Raw genomic sequence first — 25,634 nt, forward strand, 5'->3', positions numbered from 1 at the left:
GACCCCGCCCGCACCCCTTCGTCCCGCGACGGCCCCCGGTGCGGGATCATGGGATCCGGAACCCAGAAGAGACGGGACGGACCATGAGGCACCGCAGCGTCGCGGACCTGATGACGCCCACCGCGATCGCGGTGCAGCGCGGAACGTCGTTCAAGGAGATCGCGCGGCTCCTCGACGAGTACGGCATCACCGCGGTCCCGGTGGTCGACGACGAGAACCGGCCGGTGGGCGTCGTCTCCGAGGCGGACCTGCTGCGGCGGCACACGGTGAAGAACGGCCCGAGCACCGCCGAGGCCATGATGACCAGCCCGGTCGTCACGGCCCGGCCCTCGTGGACGGCGGTCGAGGCGGCCCGCCTGATGGAACGGCGCCGGGTGAAGCGGCTGCCGGTCGTGGACGCGGAGGGCCGGCTGATCGGAGTGCTCAGCCGGAGCGATCTGCTCCAGCTGTTCCTGCGCCGGGACCGTTCCCTCCAGGAGGAGATCCGCGAGGACGTGATCGTCCGCATCCTGCGCCTCTCTCCGGCCGCCGTGCACATCGACGTCGACGAGGGCCGGGTGACGCTGAGCGGCACGCTGGAGCGCGCGGAACTCGCGCCGATCCTGGTCCGCCTCTGCGAGACGGTGGACGGCGTCGTGGAGGTCGTGGACCGGATGGTGTGCGAGGACGCCGGGGGCGAGGACCGGGGAGCCTCCCGGAACACGCCCTGACGAACCCGCGCGCGCCGGGCGGGGCGGCCCGGCGGTTCGCGCCGGTCACGGCCGCGACGGGCCGCCCGGCGGCCCACGGCCGGCGGTGGGGTCCTGCCCGTCCGCCCCGGGACCGCCCGGCCGCCCACGGCCGGCGGTGGGGTCCCGTCCGCCCCAAGCTGCCCGTCCGCCCCGGGCTGCCCGTCCGCCCGGGACCGCCCGTCCGGGCCCGGGTCCGTCAGGAGACCGCCTCCGGCCAGCCGTATCCCGGGCCGGTGCGCCGGGGCAGGGTCCCGGCGCCCGCCGCCTCCATCTCGCGGCCGGCCTCCCTCATCAGCTTGCCGGCGAGGTCCTTCATCGCCCGGCTCGCGGCCATCTCGTCGCCGATCGCCGGGACGTCCGCGTCCGCCGGGTTGCGGCGGGCGGAGCCGTGGCCCGTGACCGTCGAGGTCCCGGTGTCCAGCCGGGCCTCGGCCCTGGTCCGGTCGCCCTCCTCGACCAGCTCCAGTCCGACCGTCCACTCCAGAGTGCGGGTCATCGGTCTGCCTCCTCGCGCCGTCGGCCGCGCGGAACCGGGGCGCGGCCCCTCCCTTCCAGGATCCACCGCGGGGAGCCGCGGCGCACGGGAACGCCGTACGGGTCCCGGCCCGGAACGCGTCCGGGCTCCGAATGCCTGGTGTGCGCCGGTGCCCTGCGTGTTCTCGCGGCCGTCCGGTCCGCGGTGCGCGAGCATACGGAGGCCGATACGCACCCGGTCACCCCGCGGGACCGGCCCGGTGGTTCCGGCCGCCGGGCGCCACGGCGCGGGACGGGTGCGGGTCGCAGTGTTCGACGCAAGGTCATCGGGACAGGAAGAAGGACGCACGTGTCCGGCAGTGAAAGCGAGAACCCGGCCATCCCCTCCCCGACCCCGGAGCCGACCCGGCCCCGGACGAACCGGGACTGGTGGCCGAACCAGCTCGACCTCCAGGTCCTCCACCAGCACTCGCCCCGGTCCAGTCCGATGGAGGAGGACTTCGACTACGCGGCGGAGTTCGCGACCCTGGACCCCGACGAGCTGAAGCGGGACCTCTTCGAGGTGATGACGGCCTCGCAGGACTGGTGGCCCGCCGACTACGGCCACTACGGGCCGCTCTTCATCCGGATGAGCTGGCACGCCGCCGGGACGTACCGCATCGCCGACGGCCGGGGCGGCGGCGGCTCCGGCGCCCAGCGTTTCGCCCCCCTCAACAGCTGGCCGGACAACGCGAGCCTCGACAAGGCGCGCCGGCTGCTCTGGCCGGTCAAGCGGAAGTACGGCCGGAAGATCTCCTGGGCCGACCTGCTGGTGTTCGCCGGCAACTGCGCCATGGAGTCCATGGGGTTCAGGACGTTCGGGTTCGGATTCGGGCGCGAGGACATCTGGGAGCCGGAGGAGATCTTCTGGGGCCCCGAGGACACCTGGCTCGGGGACGAGCGCTACAGCGGCGACCGGGAGCTCTCCGGACCCCTGGGCTCCGTGCAGATGGGCCTGATCTACGTCAACCCCGAGGGCCCCAACGGGAATCCGGATCCACTGGCCGCCGCCAGGGACATCCGGGAGACGTTCGGGCGCATGGCGATGAACGACGAGGAGACGGCGGCGCTCATCGTCGGCGGCCACACCTTCGGCAAGTGCCACGGCGCGGTCGACCCCTCGTACATCGGGCCGGAACCCGAGGCCGCCCCCGTCGAGCAGCAGGGTCTCGGCTGGCGGAACACCCACGGCAGCGGCGTCGGCGGCGACGCGCTCACCAGCGGCCTGGAGGGTGCGTGGACCACCGCGCCGACGCGGTGGGACAACGGGTTCCTGGACAACCTGTACGGGTACGACTGGGAGCTGACGACGAGCCCGGCCGGCGCGAAGCAGTGGACGCCCACGGACCCGTCGGCGAAGGACACGGTGCCCGACGCCCACGACCCGTCGAAGCGGCACGCGCCGATGATGCTGACCACGGACCTCGCGCTGAAGCTGGACCCGGTCTACGGGCCGATCACGAAGCGCTTCCACGAGCACCCGGACGAGCTCGCGGAGGCGTTCGCCAAAGCCTGGTACAAGCTGCTGCACCGTGACATGGGCCCCCTCTCGCGCTATCTCGGCCCGTGGGTCCCCGCCCCGCAGCTGTGGCAGGACCCCGTCCCCCCGGTCGACCACGAGCCGGTCTCGGACGAGGACGTCGCCGCCCTCAAGGAGAGGATCCTCGACTCGGGCCTGTCCCTTGCGCAGCTGGTCGTCACCGCGTGGGCGGCGGCGGCGAGCTTCCGGGGCACCGACAAGCGCGGCGGGGCCAACGGGGCGCGCCTGCGGCTCGCGCCGCAGCGGGACTGGGAGGTCAACGACCTGCCCGAGGTGGCCGGGACGGTGCGGGTCCTCGAAGGGATCAAGGCCGACTTCGACGGTGCGCGGGACGGGGGCAGGAAGGTCTCCCTCGCCGACCTGATCGTCCTGGGCGGGTGCGCGGCCGTCGAACGGGCCGCGAGGAACGCCGGCCACGCGGTCACGGTCCCGTTCGCGCCGGGGCGCACCGACGCCTCGCAGGAGCAGACCGACGTGGAGTCGTTCTCCGTGCTCGAACCCCAGGCGGACGGTTTCCGCAACTACCTCCGGGCCGGGGAGAAGCTGTCGCCGGAGACCCTCCTCCTCGACCGCGCCAACATGCTGACGCTGACCGCCCCCGAGATGACGGTGCTGGTCGGCGGCATGCGGGTCCTGGACACCGGCTTCGCGGGGTCCCCCCACGGCCGTTTCACGGACCGGCCGGGGGCGTTGACCACCGACTTCTTCGTCAACCTGCTCGACATGGGCACGGAGTGGAGGACGTCGGAGACGGACGAGAACGTCTTCGAGGGACGCGACCGCGTCACCGGCGGGGTCAGGTGGACCGCCACCGCCGTCGACCTCGTCTTCGGGTCCCACTCCCAGCTCCGCGCCATCTCGGAGGTCTACGCCGCCGAGGACGCGGGCGAGAAGTTCGTGCGCGACTTCGTGGCGGCGTGGGACAAGGTGATGAACCTCGACCGGTTCGACCTCGCCTGAGTCCGGCGCCCCGTCCCGGCGGGCCGGAGAGCGGCCGGCCGGGACGGCGGGGGCCGTGGCGCCGGTGCGGCGCCCTCCTGTCTGGCGGGGCGATTGCCGGGTAGCCGGGTCCCGTACGAACGACGCGGGCGGCCTTCGAAGGAGTGACGAGAGTGACGGTCAAAGCAATGGGGTGGGCGCATTCGTTCCCCGTTTCCGGGGGCGTGCAGGCGGGCCGGGCGTGGACGAGACGGCACCTCGCCGCCCTGCCGTGGACCGCGCGGGAGCCCGACACGGTGGACGCCGTCGTCCTGGCCGTCTCCGAGCTGCTCACCAACGCCCACGTCCACGCGCACAGCGACGCGCAGCTCGTGCTCACCTGGGACGGCGACTGCCTCCACATCAGCGTCCACGACGAGGACCCGTCGCTGCCCCGTCCCCGTGATCCGGGGCAGGACGCGCTCTCCGGCCGGGGCGTGAACATCGTCCGGGCCCTCGCCGACGAGTGGAGCATGCGCTGCCAGCGGCACGGCAAGACCGTGACGGCGTGCTTCCGTCCGGCCGAATCCTCCCTCGCCGATCCGTCCGACGGGGACGACCCGGCCCGCGGGGGAGGTCCGGCCCGTGAGGGCGACCCGGCCGGTACACCGTCCGACGACTCGCCCGGCGGGGCCTCCCCCACCGGGCGGTAGCGACCGGCCCGGCCTCCGCGCCTCCGCCCGGGGCTCTCGGGGACGGCCCCTCGGGGCCGTCCCCGAGAGCCCCGCCGTCAGGGTTTGTTGGCGAGGGCCCCGAGGTACTGATTCACCTGTTCGAGGCGCGCGTCCACGCCGCCCACCTTCTCGGACACCGCCCTCAGTTCGTCACGGACCGCCAGCAGGGCCAGGGCCACCGCCTTGGCCGAAGGATCGGACACGTCCTCCAAGGCCGCCCGGGCCGCGTCTGCCGCCGGAACGGGTCGGGATGCCTGTGCCATGGCTGCGCCTCCTGACCGGCCGCCCATCGGCCGTCGCCGTACGTGTGCCCCGAATTCCTCCGTACGGACAGCGAACCGTACGCCCGGGGCCGGAAACCGGCCACCGCGCCCGGGGCTCCCCTCCCGGCGGGGGCGGGTCCACCCGCCGCCGGACCGGCGCTCCCACCGGGGCCTACGGTGCCGAGGCCGCCCTCCGTACGGCCCGGCCCGCCCGTACCCGGCCCAGGACGCCCGCCGGATCGGTGTCGCGCTGGAGGAAGGGGAGGGTGATGTGCCACCAGTCGGCGAGACGGCCGGCGACCAGATGGCGGCCCTCCAGCGCCTCGGTGAGGGTGCAGAGCCCGAAGAAGGCGCGGACCAGGGCGGGCGCGATGACGGCGGGGCGGGCCTGGTGGGCGAGGTGGCCGGCGGCGCGGGCCTGGGCGAGGAGGCGGGTGGTGGCGGTGGTCCACAGGGCGAAGGGATCGGGCAGGGGCGCGTCGATGGTGTCGCGTTCCGCCCAGAGGCGCGCCCCGGCGCGGGCGACGGTGTCCTCCGTGAGGGCGTGCGCGATCTCGAAGCTGAGGGACACCAGCCGGTCGAGGGGCGGTACGGAGCGGTCGGTGTACCGCGCGGTCAGATGGGGCCAGGTGGCGAACGCGTCCTCGACCACGGCGAGCGCGAGCCCCTCCTTGCTGGCGTAGTGGAAGTACACGGCGCCGCTGGTCCGGCCGGACCTGAGGCTTATGTCGTTGACGCTGGTACCGGCGTACCCCTGTTCGGCGAAGAGGCAGGCGGCCGCCTCCAGTAGTGCCCTGCGGGTCGCCCTGGCCCGTTGCTGCAACGTGCTGCCCACTTTCGCTCGGCGTTCTCGTGACGACCGAGAAGGTAGTGCGCCCGCGTACGCCGGTGATAATCCCTCGTCCCGCACGAGGTCATGGATGTTCCGTTCGAGCGCTCACCCGCGCGAGTGAGTCGCCCCGCCTTTCCGGCACGCCCCCGGCCGTTCGGGTGAACGCGGCGATCCCCCGTCGCCTCGCACGGGTTGCCGTGCGCATATGCGTCAACCGGGCGGCATACAAGCGGTTTTGGCAGAGAACCGGCGGAATCCACCGAGAGGTGCGGGGATGCGGCCATTACCGTCTCTCGCCCGCCCTGTCGATCACTCGAAGTAGCGATTGCGCCACGGAGTGTCACGAAAATAACGTAGCGACGATGATGTTTCCCGTTTGAGGCGATATGGACGTGACGTCCGTGCCTCGCGAGACGGTGCCGGATCTCATCGCGCCGCTCCGTCGGCCGGGAGACCCCCGACCCATCCGACCGGCCGCGTCACGAGCGCGACCGCCCCCTTCCCGGAGGCCCCATGACCACCCAGGCGCATCCGCTCCTCAACTGGTCCCCCGAAGCCGTCGTCCTCGACTGCGACGGCACCCTGGTGGACAGCGAACGCCACTGGCAGGACGCCCGGAACCGTGCCTTCCGCGAGTTCGGGCTGACGCCCCCGCCCGGGTTCGCCGACCGTGCCAAGGGCGTGCACTACGTCGACTGCGGACGGCTGATGGCCGAGGAGACGCAGAAGCCGGAACTCGCCGACGAGCTGGCCCGGTCCCTGCTGGAGCACTTCCTCGCCCTGGTCGCCGACGATCCCGTGACCATGCCCGGAGCGGCCGAGTTCGTCCGGCTCCTCTCGGGCCGGCTGCCGCTCGCGGTGGCCAGCAACTGCCCGATCGAGGTCGTGGAGGCCAGCCTCGGCCGCGCCGGCCTGCTGCGTCACTTCGCCCATGTCGTCGTCCCCACGGAGACCCCGGGCCCGTCCCCCGCGGGGACCGCGCCGGAGGGCCCGGACGCGCCGGACGCCGCCGTTCCGGGGGTCGTGCGCCCCAAGCCGTGGCCCGACGTCTACGCGACGGCCGCCCGGCTCTGCGGCACCGAGCCGGAGCGGGCACTGGCGGTGGAGGACTCGCTGACCGGGATCGAGTCGGCCCGCCGGGCGGGGCTGCGGGTGCTCGGGGTGGGACCGCGACCGGGTGAGGAGGACGCCTCCCGCGCCGACCTGTGGGTGACCACGCTGCACTCGCCGGTGCTCCTGGCCTGGGTACGGGGACAGGTCCCGCGACAGGCGGACGCCCGGGAGGGGTGAGCCGGGCGCCGGGCGCCCCTTCGGCGGCGGAGACGGATCGGCGGGCCGGCCGCCTCCGCCGGCTTCGTCTCCGCCACCGGCTTCGTCTCCGGCTTCGTCTCCGGCTTCGTCCCGGTCCCGGCCCCTGTCCCCGGCTTCGTCCCCGCCCCCGGAGCCTACGAAGCGTTCACGTACGGGGTGAGGTCCTCGACGACCCCGGCGGCCGAGGCGAAGAGGAGGGCGACTCCGACGGCCCCGGGGTCGGGAACGCCGGCCGCGCGTTCCCCGACGTAGCTGGAGCGGCCCATGCGGGCACGGAGCCTGGCGGTGTCGCGGACGCCTCGCCAGGCGGCCCCGGCGGCGGCGTCCAGGGCGGCGACGGGCGGAGTCTCCCCGGGGAGCGCGTCCAGCGCCTCGACGGCGGGGGCGAGGGCGTCGACCAGGGTCTTGTCGCCGGGCGCGGCCTCGCCGACTCGGCGGATGGCGGCCAGCCCCTCCGCGGCCCCCCGGGCGAGGGCGGGGGTGGTGGGGCCCCCGGCGGCGACGGCGGCGGCGAGCGACTGGAGCAGCAGTCCGAAGAGGGGGCCGCTGGTGCCGCCGACCTCGTCGAGGAAGGCGGTGGCCGCCGCCTCCAGGGCCTCGGCGTCGCCGGGGGCGGCGAGGGCGTCGAGCCGGGCGAGGGCGGCGGCGGTGCCTGCGGACAGGTTGGTGCCGAAGTCGCCGTCGCCGACCTGCTGGTCGAGGGCGGTGAGCTGGGCCTCGGTGGTACGGGCGGTGTCCGCGAAGCGGCGTATCCAGCCGTCGGCGGAGAGTGCCTCGTCGGTGGTGGTCAAGGGTCTGCTCCCGTTCTGCCGGCCGGACGAGCCGGATGGGGGTGGGGGTGCGGGGCGCCGGGCGGGACCGGCTTCACCAGCGCAGGGCGGCGGTGTGCACGGGCGCGTCGTAGAAGGCGAGGTCGGCCGGTTCGGCGAGGAGGACGGTGAGGGAGAAACCACGCATGTCGAGGGCCGTGACGTAGTCGCCGACCAGGTTGCGGGCGAGGACCACCCCCCGGGCGTCGAGCACCCGGGCCAGCTCGCCGTGGGCGGCGTACAGCTCCAGGGGGGTGACCGCACCGAGTCCGTTGACCAGGGTGAGGGCGGTGGTACCCGGCTCCGGGGCGAGGGCGTCGAGGAGTTCGCCGGCCATCCGCTCGACCAGGGGCGCGAGCGGGACGTGGCGGGTGGTCGACCTGGCCCGCTCGCCGTGGATGCCGACGCCGTACTCCAGTTCGCCGACGGCGAGCCGGAAGGCGGGTTCGCCCAGGGTGGGGGCGGTGTGGGCGGCGGAGGCGACGGCGAGGGTGCGGCAGCGGGCGGCGAGGCGGGTGCCGAGAGCCTGGAGTTCACCGAGGCCGAGGCCGTTGTCGGCGGCGCCGCCGAGGATCTTCTCGATGAGGACGGTGCCGCCGGTCCCCCGGCGTCCGGCGGCGATCTCCTCGGAGTCGGAGGCGAGGTCGTCGTCGACGAGGACGCGCGCGCAGGGCACTCCCCGGTGGGCCAGGCGCTCGGCGGCGATGCCGAAGTTGATGCGATCGCCGGTGTAGTTCTTGACGATGTGGAGGACGCCCTCGTCGCGGGCGGCGGCGAGCGATCCCTCGTAGACCTGGCGGTTGTGCGGGGAGGCGAAGACGCGGCCGGGGCAGGCGGCGTCGAGCATGCCCCGGCCGACGTACCCGGCGTGCATCGGTTCGTGTCCGGCGCCGCCGCCGGAGAGCAGGCCGACCCGGCGGTCCGGGGACGCGGCGCGGGCGAGGAGGAACCCGTGGTCGGGGTCGAGGGTGAGCAGGTCCGCGTGGGCGCGCGCGAAGCCCGCGAGCGCGTCGGACACCAGGGTGTCGGCGCTGTTCTCGAAGTACGAGGCCATCGGAGTCCTCCGTCGTCGAGGGCCGCGACCGGGTCGGGGGGTCGTTCTGTGCGCCACAGGGGCCTGTGGCGCACAGAACGACACCCTCGCCGGCCGTCTCCCGCCCGGGTCCCTACATGCTGGGCTCCGGCTCCGTCCGGGGCAAGTCATACGACGACCCGATCGTCTTTTCGGGTGCCGCCTGCCGGAAGGGACCGGGGCGGGGTCTCACGACATGAAGGGGTTCACGGAACGGGCCCGCTCCCACATGCCCGACGCCTGCTCGGCGGGACGCTGCTGCTCGCCGTGCAGGGCGTTGAGCAGGACCAGGCACCCGGTGAGCGCCGGTACCGCCCACTGTGCGCAGGCCAGTTGCCGACGGGCTTTGTCCAGGTCGACGGGGTGCTTCCGCGCCTTCTCGGCGTCCTCCGGGTCGGTGGAGGACGCCAGTTCGACCTTCTTGCCCAGGACGCGGGCGTAGGCGGTGGCGACCAGGGCCGCGGCGGTGACGGCGGTCTTGGCCACGGTGGAACCGGCCACCCCCTGCTGGGTGGCGACGCGGTGGGCGTTCACCGCGAGCAGTCCGCCGCTGCCGAAGAGGTGCACGCCGATGGCGGCGGCGTTGACGGGCGTCCACTTCGCCCATCCCGAGGAGGCGATCCGGTCCGTTTCCGTCTGCGTTCCGCCCTGGTCCTCGGCGGCGCCGTTGAGGCCGACCGCCCCCATCAGCGAACCTCCGAACCAGGCGGCCAGACCCACGTCGTGCAGACCGCGGATGAGCGTGTGACGTTCGGACATGACGGTGCTCCTTCTGAACGGGGTGGCGGGGCGGGGCCGATGCGGGTGTCGAACCCTCCCCCACCCTTCCCGGCTTCCGGCGCCCCCGCCATCAGCGCGGGTCCGAACGAGGGGTTCCGCGCCCCCGGACGCGCCGGAGCGCCGTCCGGGGTCCCGCTCGCGCCGTCCGGTCACCCGGTCGCCCGGCGTCCGGCGGGCCTCACGCCCGGGGGGAGCCGGCCCCGGCCGTACCGTCCGGACGCCCCGCCGGCGGTCGGGCGAGGAGGCCGAGCCGGGGGCCGCCCCGGTCGTGCAGCCGCCTGAAGAAGGCCAGCACGCCCGCGGAGCCGCCGGCCCAGGTGGCGCTCGGCCGGGCGAGGCCGGTGTCCGGGAACACGGGCCGGGACCGGGTGCCGCCGCTGCGGCTCAGGACGAGCAGGGCGACGGTCTCGGCCGCGTCCCGGAACTCCTCGGCCCCGGACGCCTCCGCGACGTCCAGCATCAGGTCGCCCACCCCGGCCAGCCCGCAGCACTGCGTGACCAGCGGCATCCTCGGCGCCAGCGCGGCGCAGGCGCGCGCGGCCCGCCGGGCGAGGTCGAGGTGGCGGGGCTCGTCGAGGAGCACGGCGGCCCGCACGAGTACGGTCCCGATGCCGGCCAGACCCCGGCACCACGAGCCGTAGCGGCGCGTCGCCCCCGGCGCGGCGGCCGCCGCGATGATGTCCGGTGTCACGGCGGCCAGGCGCGCGGCGGCCTTCGCGGAGCGGCCGACCGCGTCCGGGTCCCCGGTCGCGCCGCCGTATTCGAGCAGGAAGTGGACGACGCCCGCCTCGCCGTGCGCGATGCCCTCGCGGAGCGCGGCGTCGCCGGCCGTGTCCGGGCCGGCCGGGGTCAGCCGGGCGGTGCCCGACGCCAGCATCCGGGCGCAGTCGGCGGCGACGGCGAGGTGCCGGTCCGCTGCGTCCCGGCGGCCGGACCGCAGGGCGTTCCCGGCGAGCAGCAGCCGGCCGAGGCCGATCCCGGCGGCGCCCGCGATCAGGTCCGCCTCCGGCGGTCCGCCGTCGGGCGCGCGGCCCGGCAGGGCGGAGGGAGCGGGCCGCGCGCCCGTTCCCTCCCCCGTGCGGGCCTCCGTCTCCGTGTCCGTGTCCGCTCCCGCCGCCGCGAGGAAGAGTTCGACGCCGGTGCGTCCCGTGTAGAAGCCGGGCGGCAGGTCCCTGGACCGCTCGGCCGTCCACCGCGCCAAGGCGGTGGCGGCCGGCCGCACGCCGGGCCGGTGCGCGTGGTGGAGGAGTTCGAGGCCGAGTCCCGCACTGCCGCCGTAGACGTCGACCGAGGTGGGGACGTTCAGCCGCGCGGCCCGCACCGGGTCCACGATCGCGCGCGCCTCCCCGGCGCAGAACGCGGCCGTGTGCTCGACGACCTCGGCCAGCAGGTCGTCGTCGATCCGGGGGCGCGGGGACCGGCGGGCGGGGCGGCGCGGGGTTCCGGGCGTGCCGGTGCGCAGACGGTCGGCGGCGGCGGTCCGTACGGCCGGGTCGAAGCTCAGGAGACCGGCGACCCTCGACCGGAACTCCCGGTGGGCGCGTCCGGGCAGGGCCCACTCCAGGCAGTCCAGGGTCCGGTCCCGGTTGACCGCGTGGTCGGTGTCGACGATCACGGGGTCGAGGCCGGTGGCGGCGAAGAAGAGGGTCGCGCCGAGGGCGTAGTGGTCGTCGGCGGGGGTGGCCGGTCCGGTCGCGCGCAGGACCGGTTCGCCGTATCCGGGGGTCGCTCCTCCCGGCCCGGTGCCGTCCCGTTCGCCGATCCCGAAGTCGATCACGTGGCAGTGGCCGGGGCCGGAACCGTCGAGCACGACGTTGTCGGGCTTGAGGTCGCGGACGACCACGTTCCGGTCGTGGACCGCGTCCAGGACGCGCAGGAGCCGGGCGGCGAGGACGGACAGGGAGCGCGCCGCGCCCCGGGGGCCGTCGTCGCCGTAGGGGCCGTTCCGCAGGACCTCCCGGCGCAGGTTCCGGTCGCCGCAGTCGGTCGTCACCAGGTACTCGTCCACGTGGTGGGCGAAGTAGTCCAGCGCGCGGGGCACGCCCGTGACGCCGTCGAGCGCGGTGAGGACCGCGTGCTCGTTGCGCAGCCGGTGGCGGGCGTCCGCGCCGGACTCGTCCTCGCCCACGAAGGCCCTCGCCTGTTTGACCACCACCGGCCGTCCGAGCGTGCGGTCGACCGCGCGGTAGACGTTGCCCCGGGGGGTGCGCGCGATGCCGGCCGTGATCGTGTAGCGTCCGCCGCCGAAGCCGGGCGCGGACGGTCCGCCGCCGTGTCCGGAGCCGGTCGTGAAGGGGTCCTGGGCCCAGGGCGGGCACCGGTAGCGGCCGACGGCCAGGCCGTCGAAGACCCGGCCGTCCGGCCCGGTCATGACGGATTCGAGCCGCCCGCTCCGGCCGGTCCGGTAGTCGCCCGTGAAGGGGCCGTAGCGGTAGTAGACCGGGGCTTCCGGATCGACCCGCCGGTCGCTGACGACCTGCGGGCCCTCCCGGCCGCGCAGAACGGCGACGAGTTCCCGGGCGATCTCGGCCACGGTTCCGGCCGGGGGGTAGACGGTGATCGCCTTGCCGACGCTCCCTGCGCTCGTCACCCCGGAGTTGAGGCGGCGCAGGGTCTCCGGGTCGCGGGCGACCTTCGCGTGGCAGACGTGCCGGGCCAGCACCGGCAGGACGAGCGCGGTCACGGCGTCGAGACCGCCGGGGCGCGCCGAGACGTGCAGTTTCCAGCCGTGTTCCATCGCCGGCATGCGCGGATCGTTCAGGTACGACCACGTGTCGTCCGACCAGCCGCCGCGGCCGGCGATGGAAACGGCCACCGCTACGCGTTCAGGTCGCAGGCGAAGCGGGTGGTGGCGGTCACCCAGGGGTCGGCGAGGCACGCCGTGTGCTCGCGGTCGGCGCGGTCGTCGTCCTCGAACGCGATCGCCTCGTCGTCGATCTCCAGCGGTCCCGCGTCGCGGAATCCGTCGGTCTCCAGAAGATCCGGCACGGCTACGGGCATGTGACGCCTCCATGGTTGGTCGTGCGCTGAGGAACGGACAGGGGCCGGCACGGGGCCGGTGAGCCCGCCGGACCAAGGGCTCGCTGGACCAAGGTAGGGAGGGGCGAATTCCCTGACAAGGGGTCAGGTGACGCTCGTCGGGCGGACGTTGGCGGGGAGAGCGGGGCGGGGCGGGGGTTCAGAAGGCGTACCGCACCCGCAGCCACGGGGTACGGGCGTCGATCAGCCGCCGCAGCGACTCGACGGCGGACGCCTTGGTCCCCGTGCGGTACCGCACGTTCCGGCCGCCGGTCCCGGAGCGCTTCGGCTGCTGGAGGTCCGGGCGCCACAGGAGCTCCTCGGCGCGGGGGTGCCAGCCGAGGTTGACCTCGTGCAGGTCCTGGTTGTGGGTGAGCATGATGACCTCCGCCGCCGCCTGGTCCTTCACCCGCCGGGGCAGCACGTCGTCCATGGCGCGGAGCAGGCCGTCCCAGCCCTCCTCCCAGCCCGGACGGATCACCACCGGGGAGAGGTTGAAGTGCACCTCGTAGCCGGCGTCCAGGAAGTCGGCCGCCGCCGCGAGGCGCTCCGGGACCGGGCTCGTCCGGATGTCGAGGCGCTTGGAGTCCTCCGGCGGCATCACCGAGAAGCGGATGCGCGTACGGCCCCGCGGGTCGAGCCGCAGCAGGTCCGGGTTGACGAACTTGGTGGCGAAGGACGCCTTGGCGGTCGGCCAGCGGCGGAAGGCCCGGACCAGGTCGGCGGTGTTGTCGCTGATCAGGTCGTCGACCGCGCAGTCGCCGTTCTCCCCGACGTCGTAGACCCAGGCGTGGTCGTCGCACTGGTTGGGCACCCGTTTGGGGCCGGCGGCCGCGATGTGCCGCCCCAGGCCGTCGAGGACGCGGTCCACGTTGGTGAAGACGGTGATGGGGTTGGCGAACCCCTTGCGACGCGGGACGTAACAGTACGCGCAGGCCATCGCACAGCCGTTGGAGAGGCCGGGGGCGATCCAGTCGGCGGACCTGCCGTTGCGCCGGACGCCGAAGGACTTGCGCTCACCCAGGACCAGGGTCTCGCGCTTGGTCCTCACCCAGCGCTCGACGTTGCCCGCGTTGCCGTGCAGGTGCGGGATGCGCCAGTGGGAGTCCGTGGCGACGAGGCGGGCGCGGGGGAAGCGCGCGATGATCTGCCGTCCCCGCCACGACGCGGCGGCGGCGGGCTCGGCGTGGATCTCCGCCACGTCGAGCAGCGCCCGCGCGCGTTCCCCGTCGCGGAACGGGCGGCTGCCGTCCTCGTCCCCCGTCCCGGCCGCGGCCACGAGTTCGTCCATGCCGAACAGGCCCTCGGCGCCGTCCTCCGGTCCTCCGGAACGCTGTCGCATGTCCACTCCGCCGTACGGGACCGTCGCCCGCGACCGGCGCGGGCCGCCGGGCCGGTGCCGCGGCGTCCTCCAGTGTACGGAGCGGAGCACGCGAACCACGTGAACCACCCGAAGCGTGCGGACCGGGAGGAAGCGGGCGCCGGGTGGGGTCAGGCCGGGTCCGGGCCGCCGTCCCGGTCGGAGGCCGGCCAGACGTAGGGGAGGTCGTCGGGCACTCCCGGGAAACGGTCGCGGTAGAGGTCCGGGGCCTTGCGCAGCAGCGCGGAGCGGTGGCTGCGGTGGAACGCGGGGTCACCGAGCCAGGGGGGCAGCTCGCCGGCCGCCGCGAGTGCGTCCTGCTCCCGCACCCCGGCCCCCGGGAACCGGGCGAGGTAGTCGCGGGTCAGCGTGGCGGCGCAGGTGTCGGCGCGGCCCCCGGCCGTCCAGACGCCGCAGACGTCGAGGCCGTACCGCACCAGGGCCTCCTCGTAACCGGCCCACATCCGCACCGCGGGGTGCCTGCGCCAGCCGTATCCGGGCACCGTGAGCCCCCGGAGGACCTGGAGCGCCTCCACGCGCTGTTTGCCGAGCCGGCGCGGGTCCAGTACGGCCGCCGACTCGGCGAATCCGGCGTACGGGAGGAAGGTCTGCACGGGGTGGCCCCGCCGTTCCGCGCGCCTATCCCGTCTCCTCGGGGGTGGCGGTGTGGTCGCGGTGGCCGTGCGTGCGGCGCTCCTCCTTCATCTCGGCCTCGTAGAGGTGGTCGCGGCCCTCGGCGAGGGTGTCGACGGCCTCCCGTTCGAGCCGCTTGAAGGGCTCGTAGTACGTCCGGTCGTACGCCTCGACCACCTGGTACGTCCAGTGGCCCGGGATGACGTTGCGGCCGAGGATCTCCCGCCGGACGAGGCCGGCCCACTCCCCGTGGCCGGCCTTTTCGAGGAGTTCCACCGTCCTGTCGAGCTCCAGGTCGGCGGTGCCGGTGAGCTGGTGGAAGGAGTACAGGTGGCCACGGGCCCGTTCGGTGGTCTCCAGCGCCTTGGAGAGCGAGCCGAGGGCCTCCACGGTGAGGTCGTCGACTCCCTCGGGGCGCGTGCGGCGCCCGTCCCGGTGATCGTCGTCGCGGTTCATGCCCGGTCCAGTGCCCCGCGCGCGGCGGGGGCACACCCGCCCGTGGTCCACCCGGAGCAACGCGCCGGGCGGCGCGGTCGCGGGTCAGCGGCGGTCGGGGCTCCCGGCGTCCTCGCGCCCTCCCCCGTCCGTCCGGCCCTCCCGGGCGGCGAGGCCGCCGGGGCCGAGCAGCCCCGTGGCGGACAGGGCGCCCCTCTCCGCGAGGCGCGGCAGGGTCCGCGCCGAGGAGCGCGCGACGAGCAGGGGCAGCAGGGGGCGGACGGGCTGGACGAGGCGCAGCCACGGGGGCGCGTAGACGGTGGCGGAGCGGCGGCGGACCGCTTCGGCCAGCCACGACGCGACCTTCTCGACGGGGTACACCGTGCGGGCGGGGCGGGGCATGTGGGCGCGCAGCTCCCGCAGGACGTCGTGGGCGTCCACGTCCCGCACCATGTCGGTGTCCGTCCAGTGCAGGTACGCGATGCCGACGCCGACCCCCTGGTGGGCGCACTCGGCGCGCAGCGACTGGGCGAACGACTCGACCCCCGCCTTCGACGCGCAGTAGGCGCTCATCATGGGGGCCGATCCGAAGGCCGCGGTCGAGGCGACCTGGAGGAAGTAGCCCCGCGAGGCCAGCAGTCCGGGCAGGAACGTCCTGGCCGTGATCGCGCTGCCCACGAGGTTGACCTCGATCACCCGGCGCCACGTCCCCGGATCGGACGTGGCGAACGGGCCGCCCTCGGCGACGCCCGCGTTGGCGATCACCACGGAGGGCTCCCCCAGGTCGCGCGCCACCCGGCGGGCCGTCCGTTCCATGAGGTCGTCGTCGGTCACGTCGGCCTCGTAGCAGCGGCTCTCCACGGGCAGCTCCCGCGAGACCCGCTCCAGGGTCTCGGCCTCCCGTCCGATCAGGGCGATCCGCATGCCCCGGCCGGCCAGTTCCCGGGCGAGCCCGGCCCCCAGGCCGCGCGCCGCGCCCGTCACGACCGCCGTCCGTCCCCGCAGGGGGTTGTGGTGCGCCATGGCTCTCCAGGGGGTCGGGCCGGGCGCCGCGGCTTCCGGCCGCGGCGGTGCCCCCATGTCATCACCGGGCCGGGCCCGCCGCCGCCCCGGCTGCGCCGATTGCCGCACCGGTCACCGCTCCGGCACCGTCCGCGCGGCCCTCGTTCCGGGAGGCGGCGGGAGGGCCATGATCGGCGCCCGGGCCCGTGCCGTATCGTCGGGGCCGACCGCGCACGGCGAAGCAAGGGGAAAGAAAGCAATGGCCAACGAAGGTTCGCATCGGCTGCTGGAGCTGCTGACCACGCGACGGTCCGAGCTGGTGGAGCAGTGGGAGCAGGCCGTCGGAGCCTCCTTGCGCGGCCGTCTGAGCTCCGCCGAACTCGGCCGTGAACTGGGCGAGCTCTACGACGCGATCACCGACGCCGTCTCGAAGGGCGGGCCGGCGGGGCGCGGCGACGACTTCGCCGTCGTGCGCAGCCTCCTCGTCGAGCTGTCGCGCACCCGGGCCCGGCAGGGATTCACCCCGACCGAGACCGCCGTGAGCATCTTCGCGCTCAAGGGCGTCCTCGAACCCGTCCTCGACGGGTCCGTCGAGGACGTGCGCGCCTACCTCCAGTTCGCCCGGCTGCTCGACGACCTGGGCCTGTTCACGGTGGAGGAGTACGCCAGGACCCGCGAGGAGATCATCTCCGCGCAGTCCCAGCAGCTCCTCGAACTGTCCACCCCGGTGGTGAAGCTGTGGGACGGCGTGGTGGGCGTGCCGCTCGTCGGGACGCTCGACTCCGCGCGGACCCAGGTCGTCATGGAGAAGCTGCTGCAGGCCCTGGTGGATTCCAACTCCGCGCACGCGATCATCGACATCACCGGTGTGCCGGCCGTCGACACCCAGGTCGCCCAGCACCTCCTCAAGACCGTCGTCGCGGCGCGGATGATGGGTGCCGAGTGCACCATCTCGGGCATCCGGCCCCAGATCGCGCAGACCATCGTTGCCCTGGGCATCGAGTTCGGCGACATCCCCACGAAGGCGACCCTGGCCGACGCCCTGCGTCACGCCCTGTCGGAGATCGACAGGGCCGCCGCGGCCCGTCCGGCGGGCCTGCTGTGAGCGATCGCGTACCGGTCCTGAAGATCGGGGACATCCTCCTCGTCTCGATCCAGGTCGACCTGGAGGACCAGATGGTCCTGGACCTCCAGGACGACCTCTCCCAGCAGATCGTCGCCACCGGCGCCCGCGGGGTGGTCATCGACATCTCGGCCCTGGAGATCGTCGACTCGTTCGTCGGACGCATGCTGGCCACCACGGCGGCGATCTCCCGCGTCCTCGGCGCGGAGACGGTCGTCGTCGGCATGCGCCCGGCCGTCGCCATGACGCTGGTGGAGCTCGGCCTGTCGCTGGGCGGCGTCCGCACGGCGCTCAACCTCGAACTCGGCCTGGGCTACCTGCGCCGGTCGCGGGACCTGCCCCCGGCACGCCCGTGAGGGACTATCCGGCCGACGAGGCGACCCGCGAGGAAGTGCCGATCCGGACCAGCGGCGACGTCGTCAAGGCGCGCCAGACGGTGCGCGTCCTCGCCCAGCGGGCGGGCCTCTCCCTGGTCAACCAGACCAAGCTGGTCACGGCGGCGAGCGAGCTGGGCCGCAACACCCTCATCTACGGAGGGGGCGGCACCGCGCACGCGGTCGTCGTCCGCGACGTGGCGCGCGTCGGCGTCTGGGTGAGGTTCTCGGACACCGGACCCGGCATCCCCGACCTGGAGCAGGCCCTGACGGACGGGTGGACGTCGGGCAGCGGAATGGGGCTGGGCCTCAGCGGCGCCCGGCGCCTGGTGGACGAGTTCGAGCTGTGGTCGGAGCCCGGCACCGGAACCACGGTGACGGTGCTGAAGTGGGCCAGGTGAACCCCCCGTCCGGTTACGAGACCGAGGCCGAGGAGGTCGTGTGGCTGCGTCTCGACGTCGCCGTCGCCGCGGCCGCCCGCCGGGAGGCGGCGGTACTGGCCCGGCGCGTCGGCATGGCCCGGGACCGCGTGGCGGAGATCGAGCTCGCCGTGACCGAGGCCGCCACCAACCTCCAGAAGCACGCGCGGGACGGCGCCCTGGCCCTCCGGGTGGTGGCCCTCCGGGACCGGGCGGCCCTCGAACTCTTCTCCGTGGACAGCGGGCCGGGCATGACGGACGTGGGCGGCGCGCTCGCGGACGGCACGTCCAGCAGCGGCACCCTGGGCCTGGGCATGGGGGCCATCGCGCGGTCCGCCGACACCTTCGACGTCCACTCGCTGCCCGGCCGCGGCACGGTGCTGCTCGCCCGGTTCTGGGCGGGGGACGACCGGGGCGCGCCGCCCGGGACCGACGAGGTGGAGGTCACCGGCCTGACGCGTCCCATCAGCGGTGAGAAGGTCTGCGGCGACACGTGGGCCGCGCGCGTCGAGCACGGGCCGGACGGGGCGCGGGTGGCCACGGTGATGATGTGCGACGGTCTGGGGCACGGTCCGCTGGCGGCGCTCGCCGGCGAGCGCGCCCGGGCCGCCTTCCGGGCCCAGTCGCACCGGAGCCCCCAGGACATCGTCCGGGCGCTGCACACCGGGCTGAAGGGCACCCGGGGCGCGGCGGTGGCGGTCACGCGCGCCGATTTCTCCCGGGGGAACGCCGAGCACTGCGGAGTCGGCAACGTCAGCGCCTTCGTCGTCGACGGCGGGAAGCGCGCCACCCTCCTCTCCCTGCCGGGGATCGTCGGCCACCAGATGCCCGCTCCCCGGACCTTCCGGGTCCCCCTCGGTCCCGACGCGGTCCTCGTCCTCCATTCGGACGGTCTGAGCGACCGCTGGTCGCCGGCCGACTTCCCCGGTCTGTTCGCCCGGCAGCCGGCCGTCGTCGCGGCCCAGGTCCTCGGTCAGGCGGGAGTGCGCCGCGACGACGCCGGGATCGTCGTCGCCCGGGCGGCCCGCCGGTGAGCGGTTCGCGCGTCCACGACTTCTGCACCCTTCCCCTGGCCGTCGAGCGGGACGGGTTTGAACTCCGCAGACGGGGACAGGTGGTGTGCCGGGCCCTGGGCCTCGAAGGCCATGAACTGGTGCGAGTGGTGACGGTACTGAGCGAGGTGGGACGTGATCTCCTGGGGACCCCGGGGCTGCGTGTGGACCTCCGGCTGGAGGAACGGACCGGCGAGCCCGGCCTCTTCCTCGCCCGTTTCTCCTGGACCGGGCCCCGCGGGCCCGGCCGCGGGGCGCTCGGCGCCGCGGCGCGCCTCCTGGACCGGTGCGACCACGCCCCGTCCCCCGGCGGACACGCGTTGACGGTGGGCCAGCGGCTGCCCGTCTCCCCGGAGCTCCACGAAGAGCTGGTGGAACGGGTGCACGCGGCGCTCCGCGACTCCGGCGACCTCAGCATGGGCGAGGAGCTGCGGACCCAGAACCGGCAGCTCCTCCGGGCGCTCGAGGAGTCGAGGGCCCAGCAGGAGGAACTGCAGCGGCTGAACGCCGAACTGGAGGAGACCAACCAGGGGGTGGTCGCCCTCTACAGCGAACTGTCCGCGGAGCTGGAGGAGACCAACACGGGCGTGGTGGCCCTCTACGCCGAGCTGGAGGACAAGACCCGGCAGCTGCGTCTGGCGAGCGAGGCCAAGACCCGTTTCTGGGCCAACGTGAGCCACGAACTGCGCGCCCCGGTCAACTCGGTCATCGCGCTGGCCCGCCTGCTGCTCGCCCCCGAGGCCGATCCCCTGACCGAGGAGCAGCGCCGGCAGATGTCCCTCATCGCCGGCTCGGGCAGCACGCTCCTCGCCCTGGTCGAGGAGCTGCTGGACGTCGCCAAGGCCGAGTCGGGGCGGCTGGAGCCGCACCTGGTCCACACCGACCTCCGGACCCTGCTGCACCAGCTCCGCGGGACGCTGCACGGCATGGCCCACGAGGGGGTGCGCCTGGACATCCCCGACGTGCGGGACGCGCCGGAACTGGTCACGGACGAGGTCATGCTCACGCGCGTCCTGCGCAACGTCCTCTCCAACGGCCTGAAGTTCACCACGGCCGGCGAGGTCCGGCTCACGGTCGGGACCGAGGACCGGGCCGGACGCACCTGGTTCGTCTTCACCACCACCGACACGGGCGTCGGAATCCCGCTGGACCAGCAGGACCGCGTCTTCGAGGAGTTCTACCAGGTCCTGGGCGCCCACCAGCGGGGCCGGCCGGGGACCGGCCTGGGCCTCCCCTACGCCCGCAGACTGGCCGGCCTGCTCGGCGGCACCCTCACCCTGGCCAGCGAGCCGGGCGCCGGGACCCGGGTCCGGGTCGAGATCCCGGCCTGCCTCGACCTCGCCCCGGCGGAGGTCCCGGCGCGGGTCGCCCACCCCCTGCCGGAGTCACTGGTCGTCGTGGACGACGACCGGACGTTCATCGAGCTGATCCGGCCGGTCCTGCAGCGGGTCGCGCGGAACGTGACCGAGGTGTCGGTCAGCTCGCGGGCCCTCGACGTCATCCGCGCGGAGCGGCCCGAAGCGGTGCTGATCGACCTGGCGATGCCGGCGCCCGACGGGTACGTCCTCCTCCAGCTCCTGGCCCGGGACCCCGGGACCGCGCACATCCCGGTCGTGGTGCTGACCTCGACCGACCCCGGCGACGTGGACCACTCCCGGCTCACCCACGCGCGGGCCGTGCTGGGCAAGACGCACCTGACGCCGGAGCGCATCGCCCGCGCCCTGGCACTCCACCCGACCGGCCCCGACCTCCCCCCTCCGGCGGAGACCGATGAGCGGCAGACGCCCGGAGAATCCACACCGTGATCGCAGGACCACCCCCGTCCGACACCTCGCCCGCGCGCGTGCTGGTCGTGGACGACAACCCCACCAACCGCTACGTGCTGAAGACCACCCTGTCCCGCGCGGGCCACACCGTCGTGGAGGCGGAGGACGGCACCCGGGCGCTCGCCCTGCTCCGGGAGGCCGACGCCCTGCCGGAGGTGGCGATCGTCGACGTGCGGCTGCCGGACATGACCGGCTTCGACGTCTGCGAGCACATCAAGGCCGACCCCGCGACGACGGCCCTCCCCGTCGTCCACGTGTCCGCGTCCGCCATCACGGCCAAGGACCGGACCCAGGGCCTCAACCGCGGGGCCGACGCCTACCTCACGGAGCCCATCGCCCCGGACGAGCTCCTCGCCACCGTCACCGCCACCCTGCGCTACGCGCGGGCGCGCCGCCGGGCCGAACGGCTGGCGGACCGCCTGCTGCACCTGAACGAGGCGACCCTGCTCCTCTACAGCGCGGTCAGCGCCACGGGGGTCGCCCGGGCCGCCGCCAGGGGCGCGACCGCCGTCCTGGGGACGCCCGCGGTGGCAGCGATCATCTCGCCGCACGGCGAACCGGCCGCGGCGGCGGGCACGGGCGGGCGGTCCTCCACCGACACCGCCGACGTGCCGCTCGACGCCCGCGACCTGCCCGCGCACCACGAGACGGGGGACCGCGCCGGGGTACGGCTGCTCACGGTCCCCGCCCGCCGCTGGCCGGGCTTCCCGCACCACCTCGTCCCCCACGACACGCTCGCCGTGGCCGTGGCGCGCGCCAAGCCGGGCCGGCAGCCGGTGTGCCTCGCGGTCCCCGCCGAGGCGGTGGCGACGCCCGACGAGGAGCAGCTCCTGACCCAGCTGGCCCAGGCGTGCGCCCTGGCCCTGGAAGCCCTGCGGAGCTACACCGAGGAGCACGACCTGGCCCTGACCCTCCAGCGGAGCTTCCTGCCCGAGACCCTGCCCGACTCGCACCTCGCCGACCTCGCGGTGCGCTACCTGCCCGCCAGCGACCACGCGGAGATCGGCGGCGACTTCTACGAGGCCCTTCCCACCCGGGGAGGACTGCTCCTCGCCGTCGGCGACGTCGCCGGCCACTCCCTCGACGCCGCCATGCTCATGGGCCAGGTCCGCCACGCCCTGCGCGCCTACGCCATCGAGGGGCACCCCCCGCACGGCATCCTCGCCCGTCTCGACCACCTCCTGTCGGCCGTCGGCGCGCGGCTGACCCTCACCCTGTGCATCGTCTTCATCGACGAGGCCACCGGCGTCCTGCACATCGCCAACGCCGGTCACCTGCCTCCGCTGCTCCGCACCCCCGACGGGAACGTCCGCTCCCTCGACGAGCACGGTCCGCTCCTCGGCGTGGGGCTCCCCCACCCGGTGAGCACCGAGGTCGCGGCGCCTCCCGGGTCCGTCCTCCTGATGACCACCGACGGCCTGGTCGAGCGGCGCCGGGAACACCTGGGGATCTCGCTGGCCCGCCTCGAATCCGTTCTCGGGAGCCTTCCGCCGGACGTGGAGAGGATCTGCGACGCCCTCCTGGAGGCGTTCCCTCCCCATGGGGAGGACGACATCGCGCTGATGGCGGTGCGCGTGACCGGCGACGATCGATCCGCCACGATGTGAGGCTTGTATGTACATTTCGGGAGCGGCTTGCGGTCGCGCGAACGAGTGCGAGACAGTTGCCCCAGGACAACTGTCGTCCATAGCAGGAAGGTGGTGAGGCGCGCACTGTGCGTGCCTCCGTTTGTGTCTGCTTCCCGCGGTTCCTCCGCCCGTTCTTCCGACGCCGGCCTCCAGGTCGGCGCGACGTGGATCGAGGCTCCCTACCCCGTGCTGGTCGTCGACCGGTACGGCGGTCTCGTGCGGATCAACGAGGCCGCCCGGTTCCTGCTGCCCGACGCCGCGGGCGGTGACCGGCTGCACGAGCGGGTGCCGTCCTGGCTGGCGGACGCCCACCGGCGCATCGCCGACGGGCGCCCCGGCCCGGGGAGCGGCCCGCCGTCCGGGCGCATCCGCGACCGCCTCCTGGAGGCGCACCCCACTCCGGGCGACGACGGCGACGTGGTGTGGTGGCTGGTCGACGAGACCGACCGGCGTCTGGCCGAGGCGGCCCTGACCGACGTGCGGACGCGTTCGGAGATCCTCGCGGAGGTCTCCAGCTCCCTGCTGTCCACCCTGAACGTGCAGCGCTGCATGGAGGTGGCCGCGTCGATGGCCGCGGAACATCTCGCCGAAGCCGCCGTCCTCGTCGCGCCGTCCCAGGGACGGCGCCATCCGCTGACCTTCGCCCGTCCGGGCGGTCCCGTCACGCAGACCGTCCGGCAGATCGACGTCTCCGGCGTGCCGGGCCTCGCGGAGGCGCTGCAGGGCTTCCCGCCCGTGCCGGCCCGCTGGATCGACCCCGCCGACATCCCCGACTGGATGATCCCGGACGGCTTCACCGCGCCGGTCGGTTCCGTCATCGTCACCCCCCTGCCCGGCCACGGGGTGCCGGCCGGGGCGCTCGTCCTGCTGCGTTCCGGCACCGAGCGGGCCTTCACCGAGGGCGAGGAGGTCTTCGCACGCCTGTTCGCGGCCCGCGCCGGCGCCGCGCTGTCCGCCGCCCGCCTCTACACCGAGCAGACCGCCATCACCACCACGCTGATGCGCGAACTGCTGCCGCCGGTCCTCCCCCACGTCCACGGGATCGAGTACGCCGGCGGCTACCGGGCCTCGAAGGACCACGAGCGGGTCGGCGGGGACTTCTACGACGTCCACCCCGGCGCCGACCCCTCGCGGGAGACCCTCGTGGTCCTGGGCGACGTGGCGGGCAAGGGCCTGGACGCGGCGGTCCTGACCGGCAAGATCCGCAACACGCTGCACGCCCTGCTGCCCCTGGCCGAGGACCACCAGCGGGTCCTGGAACTGCTCAACGGCGCCCTGCTCTCCTCGCACCACACCCGTTTCGCCACCCTCGTCCTCGCCTCCGTGCGCCGCCGGGACGGCCGGACGGAACTGCGGCTGACCAGCGCCGGCCACCTGCCGCCGCTCGTCGTCCGCGCCGACGGCACGGTGGAGGAGATCGCCACCCGCGGCACCCTGGTCGGCGCGCTGCCGGCCGTCACGGCGCGTACGGTACGGACGGAGCTCGCCCCCGGGGAGACCTGCCTGCTCTACACCGACGGCATCGTGGAGGCGCGCGGCGGTCCGTTGGGAGGCGAGTTCCTGGGTATGGGACGTCTGAAGAGGGCCCTGGCCGAGTGCGCGGGGATGCAGGCGGAGGCGGTGGTGGAGCGGATGCAGATGCTGGCCGCCCAGTGGCTGGACGACGGCCGCCACGACGACATGGCCGTCGTGGCCATCACGGCCCCCAGGACCGTCCCGCCGTCCCCCCTCGGCGGACGGGGCAACAGCGGGAGGAACACATGAGTCACCCCCTCACCACCGCCGCGGTGGCGGAGCGGCTGTGGGAGGCGGTGGTCGAGGGCGACGAGGCCGCCGCGGCGGCGGCCGTCCACGGGGCGCTCGACTCGGGCGTACCGGAGGAGACGCTGCTCCTCGGGGTGCTGGCGCCCATCCAGGCGAGGGTCGGCGTGGAATGGGCCGCCGACCGCATCACCGTGGCCCAGGAGCACGCCGCCACCGCCATCAACGAGCGGATCGTCGCTTCCCTGGCGCACCGGCGCGAGAGCGGCGCCGCGCCCTCCCGGGGCCGGGTCACGGTCGCCTGCGTGGACGGCGAGTGGCACGCCTTCCCGGCCCGGCTCGTCGCGGAGGTCCTCTCCCTGCACGGCTGGCGGGTCGACTACCTGGGGGCCCAGACGCCCACGCCGCACCTGGTCGCCCATCTGCACCAGAGCAACCCCGAGGCGGTCCTGCTGTCCGGGTCCATTCCCACCCACCTGCCGGCCGCCCACGCCGCCATCACGGCCTGCCGGGCCGTGGGCGTCCCCGTGCTGGCGGGCGGGCGGGCCTTCGGGCTCGACGGCCGGTACGCGCGCACGCTGCGCGCCGACCGGTGGGCTCCCGACGCGCGCGGCGCGCTCGCGGTCCTGGACGAGGGGATGGCACGGCCGGGCGTGTCGGCCGGCCGCCAGGCCGTGGACGACCTGCCGCACCTGGCCGACCAGGAGTACACGATGGTCGTCCGGTCCCGGCACCGGCTCGTCAAACAGACCCTGGCCGACATGGAGAACCGGTTCCCCGCCCTGCGGGCCTACAGCGACCTCCAGCGCGAGCGCACCGCAGAGGACCTCGCGCACATCGTCAACTTCCTGTCCACCGCCCTCTACGTCGACGATCCCGACCTGTTCACCACGTTCCTCACCTGGACCGCCGACGTCCTCCGGGCCCGCCACGTGCCCACCGGGTCCGTCACGGCCGGTCTGGACGTCCTGGCCGGACAGCTTCGCGACTTCCCCCGCGCGACGCACGCGATCGAGCAGGGCCTCGCGGCCCTGGACCGGCGGACCACCACCCCTTCCCCCGGCCCCGACACACGCACATGAACCATTTCCCTTCCCTCGAGTTCACCCTCGGCATCGTCCGGAAGTCCACCTCGCTCCACGTGAGCGTGGGCGGGGAGTTCGACTACGACACCTGCGACGAACTGGTCGACGCGGTCACCGAGCACCTGGCGGTCGACGGAGCGCCGCTCCGGGACGTACGCCTCGGCTTCGGCGGCCTGACGCACATCGACTCCTCGGGCCTGGCCGCCCTGCTGCTGATCCACCGCCGGGTCAGTGCCCGCGGCGCCGCCCTGCACCTGGACGACCGCCCGGACTTCTTCGAGCGCATGCTCCGCATCACCAACGTCCTGGACCATCTCACCGGCCCGGTGGGCGGGGAGGGCGCGCGCGAGGGAGAGGAGGCGGCGCCGCCGGAACGGGTGTGACGTGCGGGCCGTTCTCCGGTGGGAGTGCGGCG

General features: G+C 74.5%; 25 protein-coding genes. 13 read left to right on the forward strand and 12 right to left on the reverse strand.

The window, feature by feature from the left end; genetic code table 11:
• Positions 1-83 precede the first annotated feature (83 nt).
• The gene (locus tag ACZ6AQ_RS10265) at positions 84-710 is read left to right on the forward strand and encodes a CBS domain-containing protein (RefSeq protein WP_468758961.1); all 627 of its coding nucleotides are present in this window, start codon (positions 84-86) and stop codon (positions 708-710) included.
• A gap of 217 nt (positions 711-927) precedes the next feature.
• On the opposite strand, the gene ACZ6AQ_RS10270 is transcribed toward ACZ6AQ_RS10265, so the two are convergent.
• Positions 928-1,227, reverse strand: coding sequence for a DUF1876 domain-containing protein (locus tag ACZ6AQ_RS10270; RefSeq protein ID WP_388689671.1), 300 nt, complete (start codon positions 1,225-1,227; stop codon positions 928-930).
• Positions 1,228-1,554: 327 nt separating this feature from the next.
• Here ACZ6AQ_RS10270 and katG point away from each other — a divergent pair, with 327 nt between their 5' ends.
• Both katG and ACZ6AQ_RS10280 read left to right on the forward strand, forming a co-directional pair.
• On the forward strand, positions 1,555-3,744 hold the full coding sequence (katG, locus tag ACZ6AQ_RS10275; protein ID WP_468758963.1) for a catalase/peroxidase HPI: 2,190 nt from the start codon (positions 1,555-1,557) through the stop codon (positions 3,742-3,744).
• Positions 3,745-3,896: 152 nt separating this feature from the next.
• Positions 3,897-4,415: an ATP-binding protein gene (locus ACZ6AQ_RS10280; RefSeq protein WP_468758965.1), complete on the forward strand. Its 519-nt coding sequence runs from the start codon at positions 3,897-3,899 to the stop codon at positions 4,413-4,415.
• 77 nt (positions 4,416-4,492) lie between these two features.
• Here ACZ6AQ_RS10280 and ACZ6AQ_RS10285 read toward each other — a convergent pair whose 3' ends face one another.
• Positions 4,493-4,639 (reverse strand): hypothetical protein, encoded by a 147-nt coding sequence (locus ACZ6AQ_RS10285; protein ID WP_468758967.1) that lies wholly within the window; start codon positions 4,637-4,639, stop codon positions 4,493-4,495.
• Positions 4,640-4,871: 232 nt separating this feature from the next.
• The gene (locus tag ACZ6AQ_RS10290) at positions 4,872-5,534 is read right to left on the reverse strand and encodes a ScbR family autoregulator-binding transcription factor (protein WP_388689677.1); all 663 of its coding nucleotides are present in this window, start codon (positions 5,532-5,534) and stop codon (positions 4,872-4,874) included.
• A 510-nt stretch (positions 5,535-6,044) separates the two neighbouring features.
• On the opposite strand from ACZ6AQ_RS10290, the gene ACZ6AQ_RS10295 reads away from it, so the two are divergent.
• A complete protein-coding gene (locus tag ACZ6AQ_RS10295) occupies positions 6,045-6,821 on the forward strand; it encodes an HAD family hydrolase (protein WP_468758969.1) in 777 nt (258 codons plus the stop codon).
• A gap of 155 nt (positions 6,822-6,976) precedes the next feature.
• Here ACZ6AQ_RS10295 and dhaL read toward each other — a convergent pair whose 3' ends face one another.
• From dhaL to ACZ6AQ_RS10340, 9 genes are all read right to left on the reverse strand, one after another.
• Complete coding sequence (gene dhaL, locus ACZ6AQ_RS10300) at positions 6,977-7,633, reverse strand: dihydroxyacetone kinase subunit DhaL (RefSeq protein ID WP_388689681.1); 657 nt, start codon at positions 7,631-7,633, stop codon at positions 6,977-6,979.
• Positions 7,634-7,706: 73 nt separating this feature from the next.
• Entirely contained in the window at positions 7,707-8,705 is a 999-nt protein-coding gene (locus ACZ6AQ_RS10305; protein WP_468758970.1) for a dihydroxyacetone kinase subunit DhaK, read from the reverse strand.
• A gap of 207 nt (positions 8,706-8,912) precedes the next feature.
• The gene (locus tag ACZ6AQ_RS10310; RefSeq protein WP_468758972.1) at positions 8,913-9,482 is read right to left on the reverse strand and encodes a hypothetical protein; all 570 of its coding nucleotides are present in this window, start codon (positions 9,480-9,482) and stop codon (positions 8,913-8,915) included.
• A 199-nt stretch (positions 9,483-9,681) separates the two neighbouring features.
• Entirely contained in the window at positions 9,682-12,318 is a 2,637-nt protein-coding gene (gene lanL / locus ACZ6AQ_RS10315) for a class IV lanthionine synthetase LanL (RefSeq protein WP_468758973.1), read from the reverse strand.
• A gap of 2 nt (positions 12,319-12,320) precedes the next feature.
• Positions 12,321-12,503: an SflA family class IV lanthipeptide gene (locus ACZ6AQ_RS10320; protein ID WP_468758974.1), complete on the reverse strand. Its 183-nt coding sequence runs from the start codon at positions 12,501-12,503 to the stop codon at positions 12,321-12,323.
• Between the two features lie 178 nt (positions 12,504-12,681).
• Positions 12,682-13,863: a spore photoproduct lyase family protein gene (locus ACZ6AQ_RS10325; protein ID WP_468758976.1), complete on the reverse strand. Its 1,182-nt coding sequence runs from the start codon at positions 13,861-13,863 to the stop codon at positions 12,682-12,684.
• A 149-nt stretch (positions 13,864-14,012) separates the two neighbouring features.
• Positions 14,013-14,495 carry an MSMEG_6728 family protein gene (locus ACZ6AQ_RS10330; RefSeq protein WP_468758977.1) on the reverse strand — a complete coding sequence of 161 codons (483 nt, stop codon included), beginning with the start codon at positions 14,493-14,495 and terminating at the stop codon, positions 14,013-14,015.
• 25 nt (positions 14,496-14,520) lie between these two features.
• Positions 14,521-14,970 carry a hypothetical protein gene (locus ACZ6AQ_RS10335; RefSeq protein ID WP_388689692.1) on the reverse strand — a complete coding sequence of 150 codons (450 nt, stop codon included), beginning with the start codon at positions 14,968-14,970 and terminating at the stop codon, positions 14,521-14,523.
• An 84-nt stretch (positions 14,971-15,054) separates the two neighbouring features.
• Positions 15,055-15,972: an SDR family oxidoreductase gene (locus tag ACZ6AQ_RS10340; RefSeq protein ID WP_468758978.1), complete on the reverse strand. Its 918-nt coding sequence runs from the start codon at positions 15,970-15,972 to the stop codon at positions 15,055-15,057.
• A 238-nt stretch (positions 15,973-16,210) separates the two neighbouring features.
• On the opposite strand from ACZ6AQ_RS10340, the gene ACZ6AQ_RS10345 reads away from it, so the two are divergent.
• The 9 genes from ACZ6AQ_RS10345 to ACZ6AQ_RS10385 all read left to right on the forward strand — a co-directional run bounded on the left by ACZ6AQ_RS10345 (position 16,211) and on the right by ACZ6AQ_RS10385 (position 25,602).
• On the forward strand, positions 16,211-17,056 hold the full coding sequence (locus ACZ6AQ_RS10345; RefSeq protein ID WP_468758980.1) for an STAS domain-containing protein: 846 nt from the start codon (positions 16,211-16,213) through the stop codon (positions 17,054-17,056).
• The gene (locus ACZ6AQ_RS10350; RefSeq protein ID WP_388689696.1) at positions 17,053-17,430 is read left to right on the forward strand and encodes an STAS domain-containing protein; all 378 of its coding nucleotides are present in this window, start codon (positions 17,053-17,055) and stop codon (positions 17,428-17,430) included. Before ACZ6AQ_RS10345 ends, ACZ6AQ_RS10350 begins: the two co-directional genes overlap by 4 nt.
• A complete protein-coding gene (locus tag ACZ6AQ_RS10355) occupies positions 17,427-17,849 on the forward strand; it encodes an ATP-binding protein (protein ID WP_388689698.1) in 423 nt (140 codons plus the stop codon). The genes ACZ6AQ_RS10350 and ACZ6AQ_RS10355 overlap by 4 nt, the downstream gene beginning before the upstream one ends.
• Positions 17,837-18,901 carry an ATP-binding SpoIIE family protein phosphatase gene (locus tag ACZ6AQ_RS10360; RefSeq protein ID WP_468758982.1) on the forward strand — a complete coding sequence of 355 codons (1,065 nt, stop codon included), beginning with the start codon at positions 17,837-17,839 and terminating at the stop codon, positions 18,899-18,901. The genes ACZ6AQ_RS10355 and ACZ6AQ_RS10360 overlap by 13 nt, the downstream gene beginning before the upstream one ends.
• The gene (locus ACZ6AQ_RS10365) at positions 18,898-20,724 is read left to right on the forward strand and encodes an ATP-binding response regulator (RefSeq protein ID WP_468758984.1); all 1,827 of its coding nucleotides are present in this window, start codon (positions 18,898-18,900) and stop codon (positions 20,722-20,724) included. The genes ACZ6AQ_RS10360 and ACZ6AQ_RS10365 overlap by 4 nt, the downstream gene beginning before the upstream one ends.
• A complete protein-coding gene (locus ACZ6AQ_RS10370) occupies positions 20,724-22,352 on the forward strand; it encodes a SpoIIE family protein phosphatase (RefSeq protein ID WP_468759262.1) in 1,629 nt (542 codons plus the stop codon). Before ACZ6AQ_RS10365 ends, ACZ6AQ_RS10370 begins: the two co-directional genes overlap by 1 nt.
• A 123-nt stretch (positions 22,353-22,475) precedes the next feature.
• Entirely contained in the window at positions 22,476-24,137 is a 1,662-nt protein-coding gene (locus ACZ6AQ_RS10375) for a PP2C family protein-serine/threonine phosphatase (RefSeq protein WP_468758986.1), read from the forward strand.
• Positions 24,134-25,216: a cobalamin B12-binding domain-containing protein gene (locus ACZ6AQ_RS10380; RefSeq protein ID WP_468758988.1), complete on the forward strand. Its 1,083-nt coding sequence runs from the start codon at positions 24,134-24,136 to the stop codon at positions 25,214-25,216. The genes ACZ6AQ_RS10375 and ACZ6AQ_RS10380 overlap by 4 nt, the downstream gene beginning before the upstream one ends.
• On the forward strand, positions 25,213-25,602 hold the full coding sequence (locus ACZ6AQ_RS10385) for an STAS domain-containing protein (RefSeq protein ID WP_468758989.1): 390 nt from the start codon (positions 25,213-25,215) through the stop codon (positions 25,600-25,602). The genes ACZ6AQ_RS10380 and ACZ6AQ_RS10385 overlap by 4 nt, the downstream gene beginning before the upstream one ends.
• Positions 25,603-25,634: the final 32 nt, after the last annotated feature.

It is taken from the genome of Streptomyces sp. NPDC041191 (assembly GCF_055591945.1).

Excerpts from the sequence above, each read along its gene's own strand:
- ACZ6AQ_RS10265 (WP_468758961.1), top strand. The coding sequence starts at position 84 with ATGAGGCACCGCAGCGTCGCGGACCTGATGACGCCCACCGCGATCGCG.
- ACZ6AQ_RS10270 (WP_388689671.1), bottom strand. The coding sequence starts at position 1,227 with ATGACCCGCACTCTGGAGTGGACGGTCGGACTGGAGCTGGTCGAGGAG.
- ACZ6AQ_RS10295 (WP_468758969.1), top strand. The coding sequence starts at position 6,045 with ATGACCACCCAGGCGCATCCGCTCCTCAACTGGTCCCCCGAAGCCGTC.
- ACZ6AQ_RS10305 (WP_468758970.1), bottom strand. The coding sequence starts at position 8,705 with ATGGCCTCGTACTTCGAGAACAGCGCCGACACCCTGGTGTCCGACGCG.
- ACZ6AQ_RS10310 (WP_468758972.1), bottom strand. The coding sequence starts at position 9,482 with ATGTCCGAACGTCACACGCTCATCCGCGGTCTGCACGACGTGGGTCTG.
- ACZ6AQ_RS10320 (WP_468758974.1), bottom strand. The coding sequence starts at position 12,503 with ATGCCCGTAGCCGTGCCGGATCTTCTGGAGACCGACGGATTCCGCGAC.
- ACZ6AQ_RS10325 (WP_468758976.1), bottom strand. The coding sequence starts at position 13,863 with ATGCGACAGCGTTCCGGAGGACCGGAGGACGGCGCCGAGGGCCTGTTC.
- ACZ6AQ_RS10335 (WP_388689692.1), bottom strand. The coding sequence starts at position 14,970 with ATGAACCGCGACGACGATCACCGGGACGGGCGCCGCACGCGCCCCGAG.
- ACZ6AQ_RS10340 (WP_468758978.1), bottom strand. The coding sequence starts at position 15,972 with ATGGCGCACCACAACCCCCTGCGGGGACGGACGGCGGTCGTGACGGGC.
- ACZ6AQ_RS10345 (WP_468758980.1), top strand. The coding sequence starts at position 16,211 with ATGGCCAACGAAGGTTCGCATCGGCTGCTGGAGCTGCTGACCACGCGA.
- ACZ6AQ_RS10380 (WP_468758988.1), top strand. The coding sequence starts at position 24,134 with ATGAGTCACCCCCTCACCACCGCCGCGGTGGCGGAGCGGCTGTGGGAG.
- ACZ6AQ_RS10385 (WP_468758989.1), top strand. The coding sequence starts at position 25,213 with ATGAACCATTTCCCTTCCCTCGAGTTCACCCTCGGCATCGTCCGGAAG.